Annotated in this window: 21 protein-coding genes; all 21 read left to right on the forward strand. The window is 41.6% G+C overall.

From position 1 onward, the window contains the following. Positions 1-551: ABC transporter substrate-binding protein (locus VMW39_07530; protein ID HUW23865.1), on the forward strand; the 551-nt coding region annotated here is incomplete at its 5' end. Between the two features lie 372 nt (positions 552-923). Beyond that, positions 924-1,352: a division/cell wall cluster transcriptional repressor MraZ gene (mraZ, locus tag VMW39_07535; protein HUW23866.1), complete on the forward strand. Its 429-nt coding sequence runs from the start codon at positions 924-926 to the stop codon at positions 1,350-1,352. A gap of 77 nt (positions 1,353-1,429) precedes the next feature. Further along, positions 1,430-2,317: a 16S rRNA (cytosine(1402)-N(4))-methyltransferase RsmH gene (gene rsmH, locus VMW39_07540; GenBank protein HUW23867.1), complete on the forward strand. Its 888-nt coding sequence runs from the start codon at positions 1,430-1,432 to the stop codon at positions 2,315-2,317. 64 nt (positions 2,318-2,381) lie between these two features. Continuing rightward, positions 2,382-2,753: a hypothetical protein gene (locus tag VMW39_07545; protein ID HUW23868.1), complete on the forward strand. Its 372-nt coding sequence runs from the start codon at positions 2,382-2,384 to the stop codon at positions 2,751-2,753. Next, complete coding sequence (locus VMW39_07550) at positions 2,728-4,458, forward strand: penicillin-binding transpeptidase domain-containing protein (GenBank protein ID HUW23869.1); 1,731 nt, start codon at positions 2,728-2,730, stop codon at positions 4,456-4,458. The genes VMW39_07545 and VMW39_07550 overlap by 26 nt, the downstream gene beginning before the upstream one ends. 86 nt (positions 4,459-4,544) lie before the next feature. Continuing rightward, a complete protein-coding gene (locus tag VMW39_07555) occupies positions 4,545-6,074 on the forward strand; it encodes a UDP-N-acetylmuramoyl-L-alanyl-D-glutamate--2,6-diaminopimelate ligase (protein ID HUW23870.1) in 1,530 nt (509 codons plus the stop codon). Between the two features lie 246 nt (positions 6,075-6,320). Further along, the gene (gene murF / locus VMW39_07560) at positions 6,321-7,745 is read left to right on the forward strand and encodes a UDP-N-acetylmuramoyl-tripeptide--D-alanyl-D-alanine ligase (protein ID HUW23871.1); all 1,425 of its coding nucleotides are present in this window, start codon (positions 6,321-6,323) and stop codon (positions 7,743-7,745) included. Between the two features lie 165 nt (positions 7,746-7,910). Beyond that, positions 7,911-8,996, forward strand: a complete 1,086-nt coding sequence (gene mraY, locus VMW39_07565; GenBank protein ID HUW23872.1) for a phospho-N-acetylmuramoyl-pentapeptide-transferase — start codon at positions 7,911-7,913, stop codon at positions 8,994-8,996. After that, positions 8,993-10,408, forward strand: a complete 1,416-nt coding sequence (murD, locus tag VMW39_07570) for a UDP-N-acetylmuramoyl-L-alanine--D-glutamate ligase (GenBank protein HUW23873.1) — start codon at positions 8,993-8,995, stop codon at positions 10,406-10,408. The genes mraY and murD overlap by 4 nt, the downstream gene beginning before the upstream one ends. Beyond that, entirely contained in the window at positions 10,390-11,544 is a 1,155-nt protein-coding gene (gene ftsW / locus VMW39_07575) for a putative lipid II flippase FtsW (GenBank protein ID HUW23874.1), read from the forward strand. Before murD ends, ftsW begins: the two co-directional genes overlap by 19 nt. A 109-nt stretch (positions 11,545-11,653) precedes the next feature. Continuing rightward, positions 11,654-12,733 carry an undecaprenyldiphospho-muramoylpentapeptide beta-N-acetylglucosaminyltransferase gene (gene murG, locus VMW39_07580; GenBank protein HUW23875.1) on the forward strand — a complete coding sequence of 360 codons (1,080 nt, stop codon included), beginning with the start codon at positions 11,654-11,656 and terminating at the stop codon, positions 12,731-12,733. A gap of 25 nt (positions 12,734-12,758) precedes the next feature. After that, the gene (murC, locus tag VMW39_07585) at positions 12,759-14,126 is read left to right on the forward strand and encodes a UDP-N-acetylmuramate--L-alanine ligase (GenBank protein HUW23876.1); all 1,368 of its coding nucleotides are present in this window, start codon (positions 12,759-12,761) and stop codon (positions 14,124-14,126) included. Between the two features lie 112 nt (positions 14,127-14,238). Then, entirely contained in the window at positions 14,239-14,577 is a 339-nt protein-coding gene (locus VMW39_07590; protein HUW23877.1) for a helix-turn-helix domain-containing protein, read from the forward strand. Between the two features lie 32 nt (positions 14,578-14,609). Next, positions 14,610-15,314, forward strand: a complete 705-nt coding sequence (locus tag VMW39_07595; GenBank protein ID HUW23878.1) for an RNA-guided endonuclease TnpB family protein — start codon at positions 14,610-14,612, stop codon at positions 15,312-15,314. Beyond that, a complete protein-coding gene (gene murB / locus VMW39_07600; GenBank protein HUW23879.1) occupies positions 15,290-16,264 on the forward strand; it encodes a UDP-N-acetylmuramate dehydrogenase in 975 nt (324 codons plus the stop codon). Before VMW39_07595 ends, murB begins: the two co-directional genes overlap by 25 nt. Positions 16,265-16,268: 4 nt before the next feature. After that, positions 16,269-17,198 carry a D-alanine--D-alanine ligase gene (locus VMW39_07605; protein HUW23880.1) on the forward strand — a complete coding sequence of 310 codons (930 nt, stop codon included), beginning with the start codon at positions 16,269-16,271 and terminating at the stop codon, positions 17,196-17,198. A gap of 13 nt (positions 17,199-17,211) precedes the next feature. After that, positions 17,212-17,973: an FtsQ-type POTRA domain-containing protein gene (locus VMW39_07610; protein HUW23881.1), complete on the forward strand. Its 762-nt coding sequence runs from the start codon at positions 17,212-17,214 to the stop codon at positions 17,971-17,973. Positions 17,974-18,083: 110 nt separating this feature from the next. Beyond that, on the forward strand, positions 18,084-19,319 hold the full coding sequence (gene ftsA / locus VMW39_07615; GenBank protein ID HUW23882.1) for a cell division protein FtsA: 1,236 nt from the start codon (positions 18,084-18,086) through the stop codon (positions 19,317-19,319). 146 nt (positions 19,320-19,465) lie between these two features. Then, positions 19,466-20,569: a cell division protein FtsZ gene (gene ftsZ / locus VMW39_07620; GenBank protein HUW23883.1), complete on the forward strand. Its 1,104-nt coding sequence runs from the start codon at positions 19,466-19,468 to the stop codon at positions 20,567-20,569. Between the two features lie 24 nt (positions 20,570-20,593). Continuing rightward, positions 20,594-21,676: a PilT/PilU family type 4a pilus ATPase gene (locus tag VMW39_07625; GenBank protein ID HUW23884.1), complete on the forward strand. Its 1,083-nt coding sequence runs from the start codon at positions 20,594-20,596 to the stop codon at positions 21,674-21,676. Positions 21,677-21,727: 51 nt separating this feature from the next. Beyond that, positions 21,728-22,477, forward strand: a complete 750-nt coding sequence (pgeF, locus tag VMW39_07630) for a peptidoglycan editing factor PgeF (GenBank protein ID HUW23885.1) — start codon at positions 21,728-21,730, stop codon at positions 22,475-22,477. Positions 22,478-22,552 lie beyond the last annotated feature (75 nt).

The raw sequence follows: 22,552 nt of genomic DNA on the forward strand, positions 1-22,552 counted from the left end.
AGGATAGAGATGGGGATGGAATTTTAGATAAGGATGGGAGACCATTCAGTTTTACCCTTATGACCAATCAGGGTAACAAGATGCGCCAGCTTTGTGCTACTATTATCCAGTCTAACCTTAAACAGGTGGGCATCCAGGTAAAAATTCGTATTTTGGAATGGGCTTCCTTCATTCATCAGTATATTGACAAGAAGAATTTTGATGCGGTAATTCTTGGTTGGAGTCTTTCCCGAGATCCTGATCAGTATTCTATTTGGCACTCATCCCAGATCAAGGAGGGGCAGTACAATTTCGTTTCCTATAGTAACCCGGAAGTCGACCGCCTGTTAGTGGAAGGACGGCGTACTTTCGATATGGAGAAGAGAAAAGAAATCTATCATAAGATTCATGCCATTTTAGCTGAAGAGCAACCCTATACTTACTTATATGTGGCTGATGCCCTTCCTGTAGTCCATAAGAGGTTCCATGGTATTGAAGTTGCTCCTGCAGGCATTGGCTATAACTTCATCAAATGGTATGTGCCCAAAAACCAACAGAAATACACTCGATGATGCAATTATGAGTTATGAATTATAAAAGATAATGCATTGTAGGCACAGATTCAAGGGGTGGGGAAGGGGTAGAGTAGAGGAAAGCTAAAGGTTAGAAAAAATTTTCCCGGGAAGATAAACAATTTATCTCCCGGGATTTTTTTATGTTGTTGCCTAGCGCTCTTGGACATAATTGTAGTGTAGCCCTTTATGGGCGTAATTTTTACCCCGTTGTAATGGGGCTTACGGGGACAAGCCCCTACACTACCTCCATTGACGCGGAGCTGGCGCTCTGCTACTCCTTTATTACTTTCATTTTTTGCTTGACAAAATAACAAAGTTGGTATATAATCTTTGTCACAGTGGGGAAAAGTGGTGTAAGGTGGTGAAAAGGTGTTAATTGGACAATATCGCCATTCTTTAGATGGAAAAAACCGGCTGTTCATTCCTGCCAGGCTCCGTCAAAACGTAAGAAAGTTTATTATCACTTCTGGGTTGGAAGGTTGTCTATTTGTTTACACTCCCGAAAATTGGAGAAAAATTACAGAAAGGCTAAAAACTCTTCCTTTAACTAAAGCCGACGCCCGTAAGTTTTTACGCACTTTCCTTTCCGGAGCAAACGAATGTCCTGTGGATGACCAAGGAAGGATACTGATTCCTAAGACTCTATGTAATTACGCAAACATAAGAAAAGAGGTAATAGTGGTAGGAGTGTTAGATCGCATAGAGATTTGGTCAAAAAGCAACTGGGAACGTTACCAGAAGGAAGCCGAAAAGCAGTTTGTTGAGGTAGCTGAAAAATTGGTTGACCTTGGAATCTGACACCCTCTTTCAAACGCTCCGATGAATCGGAGCTACTCCTTAACGCAGGCTGAAGCCTGCGACTACCAAATTACACAGTGGAAAAATCAAGACATATTCCAGTCTTAGTTGATGAGGTGATAGATAACCTTAATTGTCTGAGAGGAGGAATCTACGTAGATTCTACTCTGGGCGAAGGTGGTCACGCTCAAAGGATACTGGAGGTAATCTTGCCAGGTGGACTCCTGATCGGAATCGATCAGGATGGAGAAGCGATAAGAAGAGCAAAGGAAAATCTTAAAAAATATAAAGAAAACTTGCTCACTTTTGAGAGAGCCTTTTCTGAAATTGGAACTATCCTGGAGTCATTGAGAATCAAAGAAGTTGATGGCATTCTATTTGACCTGGGTTTGTCGAGCTTGCAACTGCAAGACGCCACCAGGGGTTTTAGTTTTCAAAAGGACGGACCTTTAGATATGCGAATGTCAGAAAGCACGAGATTGACTGCGGGATATCTTTTGAACACTCTTTCTTTCGATGAACTTGTAGAGATTTTATATAAATATGGAGAGGAACGGTGGGCTAAACGAATTGTGAGGAGAGCGGTTGAATCCCGACGAAAGGGGCCTGTTGAGACTACTTTTCAGTTAGTAGAAATCATTAAGAGAGCAATCCCCCGTTCAGCCTGGCCCAGAAGGATTCACGTGGCTACCAGGACTTTCCAGGCGTTAAGAATAGCAGTAAATGATGAGTTAATGGTTTTGGAGAGGACACTTCCCCAGGCCGCAGGGTTTCTAAAAAAGGGTGGAAGGATTTGTGTTATTTCTTACCATTCTTTGGAGGATAGAATCGTCAAGAATTTCTTTCGGGAATATAGAAAACAGGGCTTGAAGGCAGTTTTTCCTAAACCAGTTACTCCCACAAGAGAAGAACTTCAAATAAATCCACGTTGCAGAAGCGCAAAATTGCGGGTAGGGGAAAAATAGGTCCCCCCTCACCCTAGCCCTCTTTCCAGAGGGGAGAGGGGAAAAGAGAGAGGAAGAAAGAATAATGGGGATAGAAAAGAGAAGACATCCTAAAAAATATTACTTTTTACTTTTTATTAGTGGGCTGTTGATTTTCCTATTCTATGTCTGGGAATGTGCAGAAGTAATCACGCTTAGTTATCAGATTAACGAATTAAAGAGAGAACTCAGGTTGTTGGAAAATAAAAATCGCGACATAAAAACAAAATTGCACCACTATACTAATCTCGCAAATATTGATAAGATTGCGCAAGAAGAGAAAGAGATGGTTTTTCCTCAGCATGAAAATATCCTTTTCCTAGAGGTAAATTTTAAACAAAATAGAACTTCAACAAATAAAGCTTTTTTTATTGCCCGGGAGGATTCAAAAGGTGCCTCGAAAAACTCGCATTATTAGTTCTATGTTGATAGTGATTTTTACTCTTATCGTATTGGAAATTAGATTGTATTATATCCAGATTGTTAGCCATCATCATTACCGGAAGATGGCGGATAAGCAATCTTTCTCGGTTAGACAAGCCAATTTCAAAAGGGGCACGATCTATGACCGTAATGGGAAGGAACTGGCAATAGAATTTGAAGTTAGTTCGGTTTATGCCATTCCTTCTTTTATTTCTAATCCGGAAGAGACAGCCAGAAAGTTAGCTCCTTTACTCCATATGAGCGAGAAGGCGATTCGCAAAAAACTGGAAACCTCCAATTCATTCGTCTGGTTAAGGCGCAAAATCGATACCAAAATTGCAGAAAAGATTAAAGGTTTGCATTTTAAAGGAATCAAGTTTATAAGCGAAGGCAAAAGGTTCTATCCAGAAAATGAGTTAGCTAGCCAGGTAATCGGTTTAGCCGGTCTAGATAATCAAGGTCTATCGGGAATTGAGAATTTCTTTGACAGAACCCTAAGAAGAAAAACTAAAAAGACTATAAGAAGAAAAGATGGTTTTGGTAGGGAAGTAATCGCTGCCGACACTGCTTATCGGTCAGAAGTAAGTGGATGCGGTGTAGTTACCACAATCGATAGAGTAATCCAATACATTGCGGAAGTAGAGTTGAGAAAGGCTTACAACGAGACTAAAGCCAAACTGGCCACAATCATTGTTCAAGATTCTAAAACCGGAGAGCTCTTAGCCTTAGCTAACTTTCCATCTTTTAATGGAAATAGCTTTTCTCCGGGGAAATACAAGTACTTAAAGAATCCTGCGATCTCCAATATCTTTGAGCCGGGGTCTACTTTTAAACCAATAGTAGCTGCAGCATTATTGGAAGAGAACCTCGTCACATTGGAAGATCGTTTTTATTGTGAGGAAGGAGTCTACTTATTCAACGGGCTTCCTATTCGAGACCACGAAGGTGAGGGCTGGCTTACTTTTATCCAGGTTCTTGAAAAATCGTCCAACATCGGAATGGCTAAAGCTGGGCAACTGTTAGGGAAAGATAAGTTATACCAGTATGTCAGAGATTTCGGGTTTGGTAACTTCACAGGAATTAGGTTGCCGGGGGAGACGCCGGGAATTTTGAAGAAGCCAAAAGATTGGTCAGAGATATCTCTCAGTCGCCTCTCTTTCGGGCAGGGCATAGGAATAACTGCCATCCAGCTTATTTCTGCATTTTCATGTTTAGCCAATGGAGGAGTGCTGATGGAGCCTATGATTGTTAAGAGAATCGTCGATCCCAGTGGGAAGGTAGTGAAAGAATTCCAGCCCTGCCCGGTTAGAGGGGTGATTTCCTATAAAACAGCGAAAACTTTAACTAATATTTTGTGCCGAATTGTAGAGAAGGGCACGGGGGAAAAAGCAAAAATTATGGGGTATAAGGTAGCTGGTAAGACGGGAACCGCTCAAAAATTTGACCCAGAAACTGGCAAGTATTCTGATACAAACTACATTGCTTCATTCATTGGTTATCTCCCAGCAGAGCAACCGAAGGTTACTATTTTAGTCATACTGGATGAGCCACAGGGATTTTACTGGGGAGGAAGCGTAGCTGCTCCGGTATTTGCACGAGTGGGATTGAGAATTATGCACCATTTGGGTATCCCGCCTGATTCCCAGGAAATGTTTAGGAATCCACCCCAGGAGGTGGCTTATATTGGTCCTCCGCTCTAACGGGGGATTTCAGACTTCCCTGTGCATTCCTCCCGAAAGGGAGGAATATTTTTACTTTTATAAGAGCTTATATACAGGTTATAAAAATGGTCCGGCTAAACGACCTATTACCACCGATAGGTGTTAAAGAAATACATGGCTCCACAGAACTTTCCGTAAAGGGGATAGCTTGCGATTCTCGCCAAGTTAAACCAGAGTACATCTTTGTGGCCATTTCTGGTTACACAGAGGATGGAAATTACTATATTCCCCAGGCTCTGGAAGCAGGCGCTTCAGTAGTTATTTCTTCTAAAAGAATAGAAAAATTAACAAGACCCTCCAGATGGGGAGGCTCTGCTACTCAAATTGTAGTGGAGAATCCCCGCAAAGCTTTAGCCAAGCTTGCCACCATATTCTATAATCATCCTTCCGATAAATTAAACATAATCGGGATAACTGGTACCAATGGGAAAACGACAGTCAGTTATCTCGCTGAAGCCATCTTCAAAGAGAATGGAGCAAAAGTAGGAGTCCTGGGTACGATTGCTTATCGATTGGGAGAGAAAATATTACCTGCCCCGATCACCACTCCCCAATCTTCCGACCTGCAGCAAATACTGCGAAAGTTAGTAGATGAAAAATTCTCAACGGTAGTTATGGAGGTTTCTTCTCATGCCTTGAGTTTAGATAGGGTGGAAGGATGCGAGTTCGATAGTGCTATATTTACTAACCTGAGTCGTGAACATCTCGATTTTCACAAGAGCATGGAGGAGTATTTGGAAGCAAAGATTAAACTTTTCTCTATTTTAGGAAAGGATGCTCGGAAAGAAAGGGAGAAACTGGCAGTTTTGAATTTAGACGACCCCTCAACAGAGAAAATTATCCAATCGACAGAGGCAAAGATAATTACTTATGGGATTGAAAAGAAAGCCGACGTTGTAGCAAAGAGCATAAAATTGAATCTGGAGAAGACTACCTTTACTCTGCTGTCTCCGAGAGGGGAAACGAAGATTTCTTTGCCTTTAATTGGAAAATATAATGTATATAACGCTTTAGCTGCAAGTACTGTGGCCCTGGGACAAGGGATAAATTTGGACATTATCAAGCGTGGATTGGGAAAAGTCCCCTCTATTCCTGGAAGGTTCGAAAAAATCGATTGTGGGCAGCCGTTCACAGTGATAGTCGATTATGCGCATACCGATGAAGCTTTGCGGAATCTTTTGCACGTCTGTGGGGAATTAAAACCCAGGCGAATCATTACTGTTTTTGGTTGTGGGGGTGACCGGGACCGGGGGAAGAGACCTCTAATGGGCGAGGTAGCCGTTGATCTTAGTGATTATGCGATCGTCACCTCAGATAATCCCCGGAGTGAAGACCCTGAGCGGATAGCTCTGGACATTGAAGTAGGAATAAAGAGGAAAGAGAAGAATAATTATCAGACTATCATCGATAGGTTTCAAGCAATCGAGAAAGCATTATCTATGGCAGAAAAAGGCGACCTGGTGGTAATTGCAGGAAAAGGACATGAAGACTACCAGTTATTTAAGGATAGAAGAATTCACTTCGACGACCGCGAAGTTGCCAGGGAAATCCTCTCAGGGAGGATGAATCCCGCCCCTCAGGGAGGGGCGGGATGAAGGGATAGTTTTCGGGGTCGCTCGGACAGGGATTCGAAAAATAGTTTGCTCATGCCTGAGTAATTTTTTGACACCAAAAGACTTCGGACTCTGCAAAGCACAAATCAAAACTCCTCCCGCTGAGCAGGACTCGGACAATGATTTGCTTGAAAGAGTATGGTCGTCCTCGTTTTTTGGCTAAAATTCCTAAAGTCTTCGCAAACTATCTTTCAAATTTTAGGGTGTTAAGAGGTAAAAAGGAATAGGATGGAAAGACTTACTATAAGAGAGATAATAAGAGCCGTGCGGGGAAAATTAATTTGTGGAAACCAGCAAGGAGAAATTTCAGGTGTGTCCATTGATAGTCGCACTATAAAGAAGGGAGAAATCTTTTTTGCTCTGAAAGGGGAAAGGTTCGATGGTCACGATTTTCTCCAGGAGGCGATAGACAAGGGTGCAAAGGCGGCAGTTATTTCTAAGAAGAAAAAAATTACTACTAAAATAGCAATCATAAATGTAACCCATACCTTGACTGCCTTGCAAGAATTGGCGAAGTTTTATCGTCAGAAGTTCAATCCTGTGATTGTGGGAATAACCGGCAGTAATGGTAAGACGACAACAAAGGATATGTTGAAAGCTCTCCTTTTATCAAAGTATAGAGTAGTAGCTACTTCTGGTAACTACAATAACGTAATCGGTCTTCCCTTGACGCTTTTTGAGATTTCTCCTGATACGGAGTTTCTGGTTCTGGAAATGGGGACTAACCACGCCGGGGAAATTAAGAGATTGGCAGAAATTTCGCTACCACAAATGGGAGTAATTACCAACATTGGCACTACTCACCTCCAATTTTTCCGTTGCATTTCCAATGTGCTTTCTGCTAAAATGGAACTTGTTCAACTTCTGCCTCGGAGAGGGAAAATCGTATTAAATATAGATGATTCCCATTTGAGAAGCCAGTTTAAGAAGATAAAACGGGAAATAATTACTTTTGGAATAAACCCCCAAGCTGATGTCCGGGCGAGCAATGTTATAGTAAATAGTCCCGGGGAGAAAGAAAGACTTTCTTTCACCGTCCATGCGGGGAGAGATAGAAAAGAATTTGATTTATACTGTTTGGGACGTTACAATATTTATAATGCGCTGGCTGCCATAAGCGTTGCTAAACAGTTTGGTGTCTCTCTTTCCCTGATGGCTGCTGTGCTTGGGAAATTCAAATTTCCCAAACTGCGGATGGAAAAGTTGAAATATGGCGAGGTAACAATCGTTAACGATGCTTATAATGCCAATCCCACTTCTGTGAAAGCTGTATTAAGTGAATTTATTTCCTCTTTTCCCTCGCAGCGGAAAATAGTCATTCTGGGTGATATGCTGGAATTGGGCAGGATGAGTCGAAAATTTCATCAGGAGATTGGCAAGATAGTGGCTACTAGCCCAATTTATAGCTTAATCACCATAGGAGAGGATGCCCAATTTATTGCTCAGGCTGCTGGGAAGTGGGGAATGGAAAGGAACAATATATTCTCTTTTAAAGATAAGAAAGTTGCCTCCAGGAAACTAAAAGAATTACTTAAGCCAAAGGATGCAGTGCTAATTAAAGGATCTCGAAAAATAGGATTGGAAGAGGTAATAAAATTTCTTCCGAAAATTTCAAAAAAAGCCCCCGATACATCGGGACTTTGTCAGGAGTAGCGAAACTTGTTTCGCGATTGGTGGACGCAGAGCTGGAGTAGCGAGACTTGTCTCGCGATTAGTTATCGCAGAGCAAGCTCTGCTACTCCTAACGCACCGCAAGCGGTGCTGCTACTCCAACTTCCGCTTTAGCGGAAGAATGAACAATAGCTATCTGGAGAGTAAATGTTCTATCATATCTTTTATCCTCTACATGTGTACTTCTTTCCCTTCAATGTTTTCAAATACATAACTTTTCGCGCTGGAGCTGCTATATTTACCTCTTTACTTTTGAGTTTATTCATTGCACCTTTATTAATAAAGAAATTGAAACAATGGCATATCGGTCAGCAGATACGGGAAGATGGCCCGCCCACCCACATGAAGAAAGCAGGAACCCCCACAATGGGCGGATTAATCATTCTCGTTAGCCTTGTTATTTCTACTTTTCTCTGGGCTCGCCTCGATAATCGCTTCACTATAATTATTCTTCTCTCCACTCTTTGGTTGGGACTGTTGGGTTTCCTTGATGACTATCTGAAATTAATAAAGAAGCGTAGTCGGGGACTTATGGCAAGGTATAAACTCTTCGGGCAGTCAATTCTCGCTTTAATTATTGTAATTTATCTTTTCTACTATCCAGCCAATTCCGGATACGTAACCCAGCTCAATATACCTTACTTGAAAGATTTTTTTATTAATTTTGGGTTACTTTACGCACTTTTTGCTATCCTACTTGTCGTTGGTTCCTCCAATGCAGTAAATTTGACCGATGGTCTGGATGGGTTGGCAGTGGGTTCCATCATTATTGTAGCAATGACCTATGCTTTAATGGCATACCTGTCAGGACACGCTAAGTTTAGCGGTTATCTAGGCATTGTTCCTGTTCCTGGTGCTGGGGAACTCTCCATTTTTCTGAGTTCAATGGCAGGGGCGGGTCTGGGATTTTTGTGGTTCAACAGCTATCCAGCAGAAGTGTTCATGGGTGACACTGGCTCCCTCTTTTTAGGGGGGACAATCGGTATCGTTGCCTTGTTGATTAAACAAGAACTTCTCCTGATCATTGTGGGAGGAATTTTTGTAGTTGAAGCACTATCAGTAATTCTACAAGTTGCTTCTTTTAAGCTGCGAGGTAAGAGAGTGTTGAAGATGGCACCTTTGCATCACCACTTTGAATTGATTGGTTGGTCCGAGCCGAAAGTGGTAATCAGGTTTTGGATTGTGGGGATTATTTTAGCCTTAATAGCTTTAAGTGCGCTAAAACTCAGATGAGAATAAAAGAAAACTATCAAGGAAGGAAAGTGTTAGTTATTGGTCTGGCGCGAAGTGGCTTAGCGGTAGCTAATCTATTGACCATTCAGGGCGATAGAGTCACAGTAACCGATGAAAAGAGTAAAAGGGAATTAATAAATAACATTAAAAAACTTAAAAAAGGGATAAAGATTTTTCTGGGTCGCCAGGATTCAGTCAGACTAAAGAATTTAGTCTCTGAATACGACTTGTTAGTCATAAGTCCTGGTGTTCCCCAGGAAAATCCCCTGGTGGAGAAAGCAAGGAAGTTGAAAATCCCTGTGGTGAGTGAAATAGAGGCGGCATTCAACATTGCCTCTTCTAATCTCCACTGGGAAACTTTGTCTTCTCCTCCGCTGGTAGCTGTTACAGGAACCAATGGAAAAACCACAACCTGCGAGTTAATTGCAGCAGTATTAAGGAGCAACGGAAGAAGAAAAGTAATAGTTGCCGGTAATATTGGTACTCCTCTATCTGGTGTGGTGGGGCAGATTAGGGAGAGGACTGTTTTGGTCCTGGAAATTAGCAGTTTCCAGTTAGAGAATGTTGAGTCTTTCCATCCCTATGTGGCAGTGATTCTGAACATAACTCCTGACCACATGGACAGACACAGAACAATGGGTAAGTACATCCAGGCCAAAGCCAATATTTTTAAAAAACAAACAGAAGAAGATTTCTGTATTCTAAATGGAGACGATAAGAGATGTAAGATTCTGGAAGGGAAAGCGAAGTCTCAAGTTATCTTCTTCAGTAGTAAGAGAGCCTTACGTAAAGGAGTTTTTGTTGAGGGGAAAAGAATAGTTTCTAATTTAGACTCGAGGGCAAAAGTTCCTTCTGATAGAGGTGAACTCTTAGTTAAACACGTAAGAGTTCCTGGTCCCCATAATTTAGAGAATGCTCTGGTAGCCATTGCCATAGGAGATATATTCAGTATATCGAGAAGTAAAATCAGAAGGGCAATTGAAGCCTTCTCAGGAATAGAACATCGTTTGGAAATAGTTCGAGAGATCGATGGGAGGAGATTTATTAACGATTCTAAGGCGACAAATGTTGATGCTTGTAAGAGGGCGCTGGAAACATTTCCTGCCCCGATTATACTCATCATGGGAGGTTATGATAAAGGCGCGCCTTATAGGCCACTGGCGAATTTGGTTAGAGAAAAAGTCGCTGCCCTTATTTTGCTGGGTCAAGCTGCTTCCAGAATAGAGAGGGAGTTAATCGGTTCAGTTGCTATTTACAGAGTAGATGGAATGAGGGAAGGAGTAGAGTTGTCTTATAGTTTAAGCCAACCAGGCAGTTCGATTCTTCTTTCGCCAGCCTGTTCCAGTTTCGATATGTATTCCGACTTTGAAGAAAGAGGGAAAGATTTCAAAAGATGGGTAAAAGAGATCTAAGAACTCAGAAAAGAAAATGGGGAGACCCGAGATACAAGCTAAAGAAGGGCCTATATACACCAGAATATCATCGTGGCGATATTTTTCTACTCTCCGTTGTTCTCTTCCTGGTGTTCGTAGGTGTGGTGATGGTTTTCAGTGCCAGTGCAATTGTATCCCATGAAAAGTTCGATACCAGTTATCTCTTTTTAATCAAGCAGATTATCTGGACAGTGATGGGTGTATTCTTGATGCTTGTTTTAGCAAGGATTGATTATAACAAGTTGCAGAAGTTTTCCCGACCGCTTATGGTTTTCTCATTTAGTCTTCTGGTTTTAGTTTTGCTGATAGAATCTGGAGAAATCAAGCGTTGGCTTAAGTTCGGAATGGTGAACTTTCAACCCTCGGAGATGGCAAAAATTTGTTTGATTCTCTATATAGCGGATGTTTTAGACCGGAAAGGAAGCAAGCTCCAGGATTTCAAAAAAGGGCTTTTGCCAATTCTAGCAATAGCAGGAATATTTTTGATACTTATCTATGCTGAGCCTGATCTGGGAACTGCGGTTATCTTGGGACTGGTTGTATTGGCGATGCTGTTTATGGGAGGAGTTAGGTTTTTCCATCTTCTCTCGCTTGTCCTGGCAAGTATACCACTTTTATATTTCGCAGTTTTTCATGTGGGGTATCGCCGGGAACGAATTCTAACCTTCATCAATCCTTGGGCTGATGCCCAGAGAATAGGCTACCAGATTATTCAGGCTCTCCTTGCTCTTGGCTCAGGAGGTTTTTTTGGAAAAGGACTGGGAGCTTCCAGGGCTAAATTATTCTTTCTACCCGAGCCTTATACTGATTTTATCTTTTCCATAATTGGAGAAGAGCTCGGATTTTTGGGTGCCAGCTTGATAATATTTCTATTCGTTATTATTGCCTGGAGGGGACTACATATCGCTACAAGAGCGCCCAATCAATTCGGAAATTTATTGGCTGCGGGAATCACCTTTTTAATTACTTTCCAGGCTGTTTTAAATATCAGTATAGTTACTGCTTGTCTGCCAACTAAAGGGATCACCTTGCCTTTTCTCTCATATGGTGGGTCTTCTTTGGTCTTCTCGCTGGCGGGAGTGGGAATACTTCTCAATATTTCCCGACAGACATAAGACAACAAAAAAGGGGACAGGTTACTTTTTGACAAAAAGACTGGAGTCCTCTCGAAAGGGAGGGCGTAAATAGAAATCCCCACTTAAATTCTAGGGACAGGGGCTTGTTATGCAAATTTTGATTGTTCTGGGAGGTACTGGAGGACACATTTATCCAGGTCTCGCTCTGGGAGAAAAGTTGAGAAGTCGCAATAATGAAGTTATTTTGGTAGGAAAAAAAAGAGGGATTGGCGAGAGGATAGCACGAGAAAGTGGATTTTCATTCTTCCAAATCGTAGGAGAAGGATTAGTAAGAAAATTCTCATTGAAAGTTTTCCGTTTCTTTGCAAAATCTATCCAAGGATTCTTTCAGTCTATACAAATTTTTCGTTCTTTCAAACCAGATACAGTTGTAGGAATGGGGGGATATTTATCCTTCTCAGTAGTTCTGGCAGCGAAAATATCCAGGATAACTTGTGCGATTCATGAGCCAAATGTTCTTCCTGGACTGGCCAATAGAGTTTTAGCCAAGATAGTTGACAGAATAATGGTCAGTTTTAAAGAGACGGAAAAATATTTTCCATCAAAGAGGACATTTCTTACGGGAAGTCCTGTTCGCCAATCTATCTTAAGTTGCCCGAGAAGTGAGGGCTTGCGAAAATTGGATCTGGTAGAAGGGAAAAAGAATATTCTCGTTTTTGGAGGGAGTCAAGGTGCCCGTAGCATAAATTTAGCAATGGTAAAAGCATTAAATTTTTTGAATCCTTTGATAAAAAAGATTCAAATTATACACGTCGTGGGCATTGAACAATTTTCGGAAATAAAAGAAGAATACGAGAAAAGAAATTACTCATCACGTGTTCTCCCTTATCTTCTCCATATGGAATATGCCTATAGCTGTTGTGACCTGGTAATTTCCCGTTCTGGAGCAAGTACTGTCGCTGAAATCATAGCAAAAGGCTTACCCAGCATTCTTATTCCCTATCCTTATGCAACTCGTGGACACCAGAAGGCGAATGCTGAGTTTCTATCAAAAAGAGGGGGTTGTCTACTTATTGAGGACAACCAGTTGACAGGTGAGTTACTCGCTGATGTCATCATTCACTTGATTGCCGACGAGGCAGAGTTGAGGGGAATGGCAGAAAATACGAGAAGACTTTCTATTGACGATACAGCTGGCAAGATGGCCGATTTAATTGAAGCAATGTAAAAGCTTGTCGAAAGGATAAACCAGAATGTTAAAGAACATTCAACACATACATTTTGTGGGAATAGGCGGTTCAGGGATGAGCGGAATTGCTGAAGTCCTGATAAATTTGGGCTATAAAGTTAGTGGGTCGGACCTTAAACAGACAGAAGTAACCGGGCGGTTAGCATCCCTGGGCGGCAAAATATTTATTGGGCATAAGCCTGAACAGGTAGGAAATGCCCACGTGGTGGTTACTTCCAGCGCGGTTCTTCCTGATAATCCGGAAGTGGTTCAAGCAAAGAGACTTAAAATCCCCGTTATTCCTCGGGCGGAGATGCTTGCCGAGTTGATGAGGCTGAAGTATGCAGTGACAATTGCCGGCACTCATGGAAAAACAGTGACCACTTCACTTGTATCCATGGTTCTTGCCGAGGGCGGATTGGATCCTACAGTAGTAATTGGTGGGCGTTTAAAAAACATAGGCTCTTCTGCCAAGATGGGTAAGGGAGAGTTTATAGTAGCTGAAGCAGATGAGAGCGATGGCTCGTTCCTCAAACTTACTCCCACCATTGCGCTGGTCACAAATATCGACGATGACCATCTTGATTACTACAAAACCCTGGATAACATCAAAAGCACTTTCGTCCAGTTCGTAAATAAGGTTCCTTTTTACGGATCTATTATTCTTTGTGGTGAGGATGAAAATATCAAGTCGATTATTCCTCGAATAACGAGAAAATATTATACTTATGGAAGAGGGAAAAATTATGATTTTTATGCGGAAAATATAGTATACGAAGAGATGCACACTGAATTTGACCTCTGCTTTTCGGGGAAAAATCTGGGCAGACTCAAACTACACTTTCCTGGAGCTCATAACGTTCTCAACTCTCTGGGCGCAGCTGCAGTAGGTATTGAACTGGGAGTAGGATTTGAAAAGATTAGAAAGGCTTTTCTTGATTTTACTGGCGTTAGTCGAAGACTGGAGATTAAAGCCAGAAAAAAGGATATAGTATTTATAGATGACTATGGGCACCATCCCACAGAAATAAGAGTAACTCTGGAGACAATCAAATCGATCTGGCCAGAAAGGAGACTGTTAGTTATCTTCCAGCCGCATCGGTATACACGCACGAGAGACCTGGCAAAAGAATTTGGACCTTCTTTTAATAGTGTCAGCCGAATTTGGCTCACAGATATATATTCTGCAGGAGAAAAACCCATTCCAGGAATCTCTTCATCATTAATCCTGGAATCCTTCCCTGCTGAAAAGAGAGAGACTGTTACATTGGTTTCAGACCGAGAAGCTATAATCAAGGAGGTTGTAAAAAGCCTGCGACCCCAGGATGTGCTCGTCACATTAGGAGCTGGGGATGTCTACAAAATCGGCGAAGAAATCTTGAACAAAATTTAAACTCTGAACTTATAACTGGAATCCTCCCCAAAGGGCAAAGAACAGTATTCTAGAATCTAATGATATGTGCTATAATGTATTAAAATCTATCAGTTAAAAAGTAGAATAGGTTATGGTTAAAATTACGCTTACTCATAAAATCCGGCTTAAACCGACTTATAAGCAGGAGAATTATTTCAGGCAGGCATGTGGCGTAGCTCGTTTCACATGGAATTGGGCATTGGGTGAATGGAAAAGGCAATATGAGGCCTGCAAAAAGCCAACAGGATTAGGGTTAAAAAGGCAGTTCAACGCCATTAAGCCCGTTGAATTTCCGTGGATGTATAAGTTACCAAATATGCCAGCCAGCAGCCTTTTATTTTCTTGCAAAGTGCATTTAAGCGTTTTTTCGACAAAAAGGCAAAGTATCCTCAATTCAAGAAGAAAGGAATACATGACAGTTTTTATATAGGTTGCGATCACATCAAGATAGAAGACAAAAACGTGGAACTGGATCAACCGCTTCAAACCTGTGAGAGCCAAGCAGGTATAGGTGTTGATTTAGGGGTAAGAAGGCTGGCAACCTTGTCCAATGGGGAGGAATTTGAAGGACCTAAGCCACTAAAGAAGCAATTAGGTAAGCTCAAACGTTTACAGCGGCAATTATCTCGTAAGCAGAAAGGCTCGAATAACCGCAATAAGGTGCGGATAAAAGTGGCAAGGTTGCATTACCGTATTAGTTGCATTCGCCAGGATACACTACATAAGCTTACGTCGCATCTGAGCAACAATTTTGCCGCTATTGCCATTGAAGATTTGAATGTTAAAGGTATGATGTCTAACCATGTGCTGGCCCGTAGCATTGCCGATATGGGATTTTATGAGTTTCGGCGGCAGTTAGGATATAAGTCGCAGATGCGAAACAATCATATCGAAGTTGTTGACCGTTGGTTTCCGTCATCTAAACGTTGTTCTCACTGCCATGTTATCAATGATTCAATAACATTAAGCGATCGGGTTTTTAAATGTAACAATTGTGGTTTGGAGATAGATCGTGAGCTGAATGCCGCTATCAATCTCGAGAGTACGGTGAGTTCCACCGGATTTCAAGCCTGTGGAGAGAAAGGCGCTGGCTCAAACGGAAGTTTGAGTGAAACCGGTCTCAATGAAGCAGGAACTAAGCCGTGTACAGATTTGTACACATTTTAGAGAACGGAAAGGATACGAGAAGAGGCAAAAGAGAGAAAGGCACAATGGATATATTAGATGGATTGCAAAAACTGGTAGGAAATAGAGTGAGAGTTGACGAACCTCTCTCTAAGCATGCTTCTCTCAGGATAGGCGGTCCGGCGAGCTATTTTCTGGAATTGAGAAACATTGAAGAGCTGACTAATGTAGTTGAATTTTCTCAAAAGGAGAACTTAGATTCCTTTGTTTTGGGAGAGGGCACTAATGTGCTCTTTTCTGACGAGGGATTCGGTGGTTTGGTAGTTCAATTGAAAGGTGGGTTTGAGAAGTTTTCCATAGAAGGTAACCAGGTAACAGCTGGTGCAGGAGTGAAGTTGGCTACCCTGGTGGAAAAATTGGCTAAGAGAGGCTTGGCTGGTTTAGAATTCGCTTCAGGGATTCCAGGAAGTCTCGGGGGTGCGATTGTTATTAATGCAGGCACGAAAATGGGTTCCATTGGTGATGTTACCAGAGAGATAAAAATTTTTAGTGATGGAAGGGTGGAAATTTTAAACAGAAAAGAAATAAATTTCTCTTACAGGCATTGTGAGTTGCCCGATAAAGCCATAGTTCTGGAAGTGAAACTGGAGTTGAAAAATGGTAAAAAAAATGATATTATAAATAAAATTAAAGAAAGTCTTAAACAGAGAAAAAAGAATCAACCTGTTTCTACTCTTAATGCTGGTTGCGTTTTTAGGAATCCGGAAGCCTGCGAGGCGGGAAAGTTAATTGAAACTGCAGGGCTAAAGGGAGCAAGATTTGGGGATGCTGAAGTATCAAAAAAACATGCAAATTTCATCATTAATTGTGGCAGGGCAAAAGCTAAAGATGTGTATAATTTAGTCGAAAAAATTCGAAAAACAGTTAAAGAAAAATTCGATATAAACCTTGAATTAGAATTGAAAATAATAGGAAAGAGAATAAAGGGATAGTTTTATGAAAGAGATACTTGATAAATTAAAGACGAAAAAAATAGGAGTACTCTGCGGGGGAAGTTCTCAAGAAAGGGAAATATCTCTCAGGACAGGAGAGGCTATTTACAAAGCTTTAGTTTTCCTGGGATTAACTGTGTCCAAGCTCGATGTGGGTAGAGATATTGCCTTAAGGTTAGCCAAAGAGGGGATAGACCTGGCTTTCATTGCTCTTCACGGGAAGCTCGGCGAGGACGGAACAATTCAAGGGCTTCTGGAGATGTTGGGCATTCCTTATACAGGTTCCGGAGTATTGGCCAGCGCCCTGGCTCTGGATAAAGTTTATGCCAAAAAGGTTTTCAGTTACCATAACCTGCCTATGGCAAAATATAAGGTTCTTGAGAAAAGAGTGGAAACTCCTGGTGATATATTGGGAGAGTTGGACTATCCTGTAATTGTTAAGCCAGCCAGAGAAGGTTCAACTATTGGAGTGACTATAGTTCGAGAATCGAATGGTCTGGATAATGCTATAAATGTTGCTTTTGGGTATGGAAACAAGATATTAATTGAAGAATACATTCAAGGAAAAGAGATTACAGTAGGAATTTTGGGCGATGAATCTCTGCCAGTAATAGAAATTGTACCAAAAACAACATTTTATGACTATCAGGCAAAGTATGAACCGGGGATGTCGAAGCACATTGTGCCCGCTAAATTGCCCCCAGAACAGTACGAATTGGCCCAATCTCTGGCTCTTTCTGCTCACCGTGCCCTGGGCTGTAGAGGTGCTACTCGCGTAGATATGGTAATGGACGGAAAAGGCAAAATTTACCTCTTAGAAATTAATACAATTCCCGGGATGACTGAGACCAGTCTCCTGCCAGAAGCTGCAGCTGTGACAGGGGTGAATTTTAAACAACTGGTGGTTAAGATTCTATCCTATGCTTTAGATTGAGGGTTGATGGACATTGAAAGTTAAAAGATGGCAGGAAAGAATTTTATGGAAAAGGCGATTCTTTAGAGTTTTGAGGTTCACTCTGTTATCGGTTACGCTTCTTTTTTCAGGATATGGAATTTACAACTTTCTCAGTTACTCTCCTTATTTTAAAATAAAAAAAATAAGGATAGAAGGTAACCAGGATATTGATAGAAAGGATATTCTCTCGCTACTGGATATAAAAAAAGGGGATAATATATTTAAAGTTAAATTAAGACAGGCAAAAAGAGGGTTAAGAAGTTTAAAACAAATTAAGGAGATAGATATCCATCGCGATTTTCCTGACAAGATAGTCCTAAAAATTACTGAGAGAGCTCCCATTGCCCAGATTGACGGGGGAGATAGTGTCCATTCTAATAAGGTGGAGCTAATAGACAAAGAGGGAATAACATTTTTAGGGAAGACAAGAGATATACCGAGAATTTTGGGGACTAAAGATTCTCTTAAAAGGAAAGAGGTAGTGAGTTTTTTAGCTAAGATTATGGCAGTTGACTTTCGGTTTTACAAGAAAATTTCATATATAGATGGGAACAATCCAAGAAAAATTAAACTAAAATTGGACCAGACCTTACTTATCTGGGGACCTGTAGGAAAAGAAACAGAAACCCAATTGGAGAAGAAGTTGATTTATCTAAATTTAGTTCTTCAGGATTTGCTAAAGAATAGTAAGACTTTTAACTATCTTGATTTGCGATTTTTAAAAGGAGGAAAAGGGGAGATAATTGTTGGTTAAAGAGATAGTTTGTGAAGAGTTTTTGGAATCTTAGCCAAAAAACGAGAGGCAAAAAATGACTCTGACCCCTTTTCTTGTAAGAAAAAAATGAAGGTGTGATTGAGGAGAAAATGAAACAGAAAATAGTTATTGGTCTTGATGTAGGGTCAAGCAATATTTGTGCTCTTGTAGGTAAAGTTACTCAGAAGCCAGAAGTGGAAATAATCGGATCGGCCAGGGTAGCCTGTCGTGGTTTACGGAATGGTGTAGTGGTTAACATTGAGGAGACTACCCGCGCTATAGGTCAAGCTATAGATGAAGCTGAAGGAACGGCAAATACTTCCATTAAAACGGTTTACGTGGGAATTGAGGGTGGTCATGTCGAAAGTTTCAATCATCAGGGAGCAATTATGATCTCTCGTTCTAATAAAGAGATCGCTGAAGAGGATATATTAAGAGTTATCGATTCAGCCCGGGCCATTCGCTTATCTCCTGAGCGGGAAATCATTCATACCCTCCCTCAGGGCTTCGTGGTTGACGGTCAGAGGGGAGTAATGGATCCTGTAGGAATGGAAGGCAGTCATCTGGGAGTTCATGTGCACATTGTAACCGGAGTCTCTACCACAATAAACAACCTCGTTAAATGTATTAATAGAAGTGGCTTGGAAGTAGAGGATATAGTGTTGAGCGTATTAGCTGCAGCAGAAACTGTAGTTACTCCAGAGGAGAAAGACTTGGGATGCCTGCTTATAGATTTTGGTGGACAAACCGTGGATTTAGCCATCTTTATTGAAGGAGCTCTCAAAGCCACCAGAGCACTCCCCATTGGAAGTGACATTATTACAAAAGATATAGCTCACTGTCTCCATGTTCCTCTCTCAGAAGCAGCAAGGATTAAGAAGGAATTTGGCTGTGCTCAAATGAAGATGCTTCCTGATAATATGGAAATAAATATCCTGGGTATGGACGGTAAGACCCGACAGACAATCCTGACCAGTAGACTCTGCGAGATTATCGAGCCGCGAATAGAGGAAATCTTTACTTTTGTTCGCGAAGAGATGACAAAAATAAGCAGGGAGAATTTAATACCTGCTGGCGGGATTTTAACCGGAGGCGGCGCTTTGCTCCGCGGGGTTAAGGAGATTAGTGAAGATATTTTGGACCTCCCTATGAGACTGGGTATACCCCAGAATGTGGAGGGACTTTCAGAGATTATCAGTAGTCCAGACTATGCTACAGCCATTGGCTTGATTAAATATGCCCAAAAAGAAGAATTTTCTGGTGATAGAAGGCCTGTAAGGAGAAAGGAGAACTTTCTCATCTCTCTCATCCGCAAGATAAAAAGCTGGGGTGAGGAAGTCTTTTAATATTTTATTCTGATTATGTATGCACAAATTGAACTTGTATTTTGTTGGAGTCCTCCTGAAAGGGAGGGTGGATAAGGGGATGAATTTGAAATTCTGTAGGATCCGATTTTCAATCGGGAAATTTGTGCTTACAATTGGAGGTGGGGATGTTAAAATTTGAGCAGGACGTTGGCCTTACTGCAAATATAAAAGTTATAGGAATTGGTGGCGGAGGAGGCAATGCAGTCAATCGCATGGTTTCCTCAGAGATAAAAGGCGTGGAGTTTATTGCGGCAAATACCGATGCTCAAGCTCTTCGTGATTCTCTGGCTGGATATCGTTTACAATTGGGAGCCCATCTTACTAAGGGTCTGGGAGTGGGAGGGGATCCTGAGAAAGGTCGCCAGGCTGCCGAAGAAGACCGGGATGCAATCAGGGAATCTCTTGCAGGTGCTGATATGGTGTTTATTACTGCAGGTCTGGGTGGGGGAACCGGGACAGGGGGCTCACCAGTTGCTGCAGAGATAGCCAAAGATTTGGGGGCTCTGACCGTAGGAGTGGTTACCAAGCCATTTATGTTTGAAGGACCCATTCGCTTTAAGCAGGCTGAACAAGGACTGAAAAACATGAAGAGAAAAGTTGATACTTTAATCGTTATTCCCAACCAGAGACTATTTGCCATTATTGATGAAACCACTCCTGCTCTGGATGCCTTTAAAGTGGCTGACGATGTTCTCCGCCAGGCAGTACAGAGTATCTCAGAGATTATTACATCACGTGGAATGATTAATGTTGATTTTGCTGATGTGAAGACGATTATGGTCGGTGCCGGAGAGGCACTAATGGGAATGGGCTGGGCACGGGGGAAAGATAGAGCAATTAAGGCGGCTAAGGCAGCTATAAATTGTCCTTTGTTAGAAGATGTTTCTATTATAGGCGCCAAAGGTATTTTGGTTAATATTACCGGAAATAGAGATATTACTATGTTTGAAATTAAAGAGGCAATGGACTTAATTCACAATGCTTCCGCCTCGGGAGCAAATGTCTTCTTTGGTCAGGCATTCGATGAGAGCCTCAAAGATGTGGTAAAAGTTACTGTAATTGCTACTGGCTTTCCTCCACCACGACTTCTTCCGGAAGAGAAATTCACACAGGAAGAGTTCGCCGGGGATTCATGGGAAGACAAGAGGGAATTATTGAGAGAGCCTGGCTATCTGAAGGAGAACCTGCGAGTACCCGCTATTCTTCGGAGAAAGAAGAAGTACCGGTAATTCTGATGATTTTTGGGAGCTGAGATGGGAATTGCTGACCTTTTACGCGAAATGGTTGATAAAAAGGGTTCCGACCTGCATCTCCGTGTGGGAAGTCCGCCCATTTTTCGAATCGATGGACGGCTTGTACGCAGTTCATATCCCCATCTTAGTCCCAAGGAGACTGAGCGGATCGGCCTATCCCTTTTAAATGAGAAGCAGAAACAGATTTTGGAGGAGAACCACGAGTGCGACCTGTCTTATGCAATAGAAGGATTGGCCCGTTTCAGAATCAATATTTTCTTCCAGAAAGGAACTATTCACATAGCATTTCGCCTTGTGCCTTTTGAAATTCCTAATTTTGAACAGTTAAATTTGCCTCCTGTATTAAAAAAGATTTCAGAGAATGACCGGGGACTTGTATTGGTCACAGGACCGACGGGCTGTGGCAAATCTACAACGTTGGCGGCAATTGTCGACTACATTAATTCCACACGTTCCGTTCATGTTATAACAATCGAAGATCCTATTGAATTTCTCCATCAAGATAAGAAAAGCGTTATAACTCAAAGGGAGTTAGGTAAAGATACGCTCGATTATCCTGCTGCCTTAAAACATATTGTCCGCCAGGATCCCAATGTAATTCTGGTAGGTGAAATGAGAGATTTAGCCACAATGGCTGCATCATTAACTGCCGCCCAGTTGGGAAGCCTTGTACTATCCACGGTCCATACGATCGATGCCATTCAAACAATAACTCGTATTATAGACCTTTTTCCACCCTACCAACAGAATCAAGTTCGCCTGCAATTGGCTGATACTTTGAAAGCAGTGATTTCCCAGAGGCTTCTGCCCAGAGCTGATGGAAAGGGTAGAGTACCTGCAGTGGAAGTTCTGGTTGCTACTGCGCTGGTCAAGAAATTGATAGAAGAAAATAATATAGGAGAAATTCTTGGTGCTATGGGAAAAGGCGATTATTACGGAATGCAAAGTTTCAATCAGGCATTACAGAAATTGTATAGTAAGGGACTGGTCAAGATGGAAGATGCTTTAGCTTCTGCCAGTACCCCCGAAGAGCTTCTATTATATATTCGCGGAATAGATTCAGGAAGTGGTGCAAAAACTTAAAGATTTGTGGGCACAATTTCGAATTGTGCATACTGTATATTTTAATGGTTAATGAGAGACTTCTTTCTTCCCATCTCCTTTACTTCTAAGTTTCCTGTTTTAGCTGGCATTACAACTTACAGTGCAGGTAATGCAAAATTCCCAAAAAAGAGAAGAGAAATAGCCCGCCGATTAAACATACCGTATTCTCGAATCACTACTGGAGAGCAGATACATAAGAATAGTATCGCTATAGTTAGAGAGAAAGATTTAGGCAGAGAGTTTCCCACTACAGATGGGCTTATTACTGACCTACCCAATGTTCCTCTTGCCATATTTGTTGCAGACTGCCCTCCCATATTCCTTTTCCACCCGCAAAGGAAAAAAATAGTGGGTCTCCTGCATGCCGGTTGGCGAAGCACAGTTGCCAATATTTCTTCCCAAGCAGTGGAGGTAATGTCAGAGATTTTTGGAGTAAAAGCAAGAAATCTTCTTGTAGTCATTGGACCGCATATTTGCAAAGAATGTTATAGAGTCTCCTGGTCTCCAGTAGCAAAATCTTTCACTGAGTGCTTTGAGTCTTTTGGAAGAGAAGTTTTAGCCTCGATAATTTCAGACTCCCCTCAAGCCTCCCAGGAAAAATTTTGGTCCATTGATTTAGCCAAGGCAAATTCATACCAGTTGCAGCGAGCAGGAGTTCTCCCGGAAAATATAGAAATAATTTCCACCTGTACTTATGAACATAAGAATTTCTTTTCCTATCGCCGAGATAAAGCCTCTGCTGGACGGATGATGGCAATAATCCAACTAAATTTTTCTTGACTTCGTTTTAGACATAATATATTATTAAATATCACAAAAAGTCTAAATATATCAAAAGATATAAGAAAAAACCAC

The organism is bacterium (assembly GCA_035530055.1).
Taxonomy (GTDB): Bacteria; UBA6262; WVXT01; order WVXT01; family WVXT01; genus WVXT01.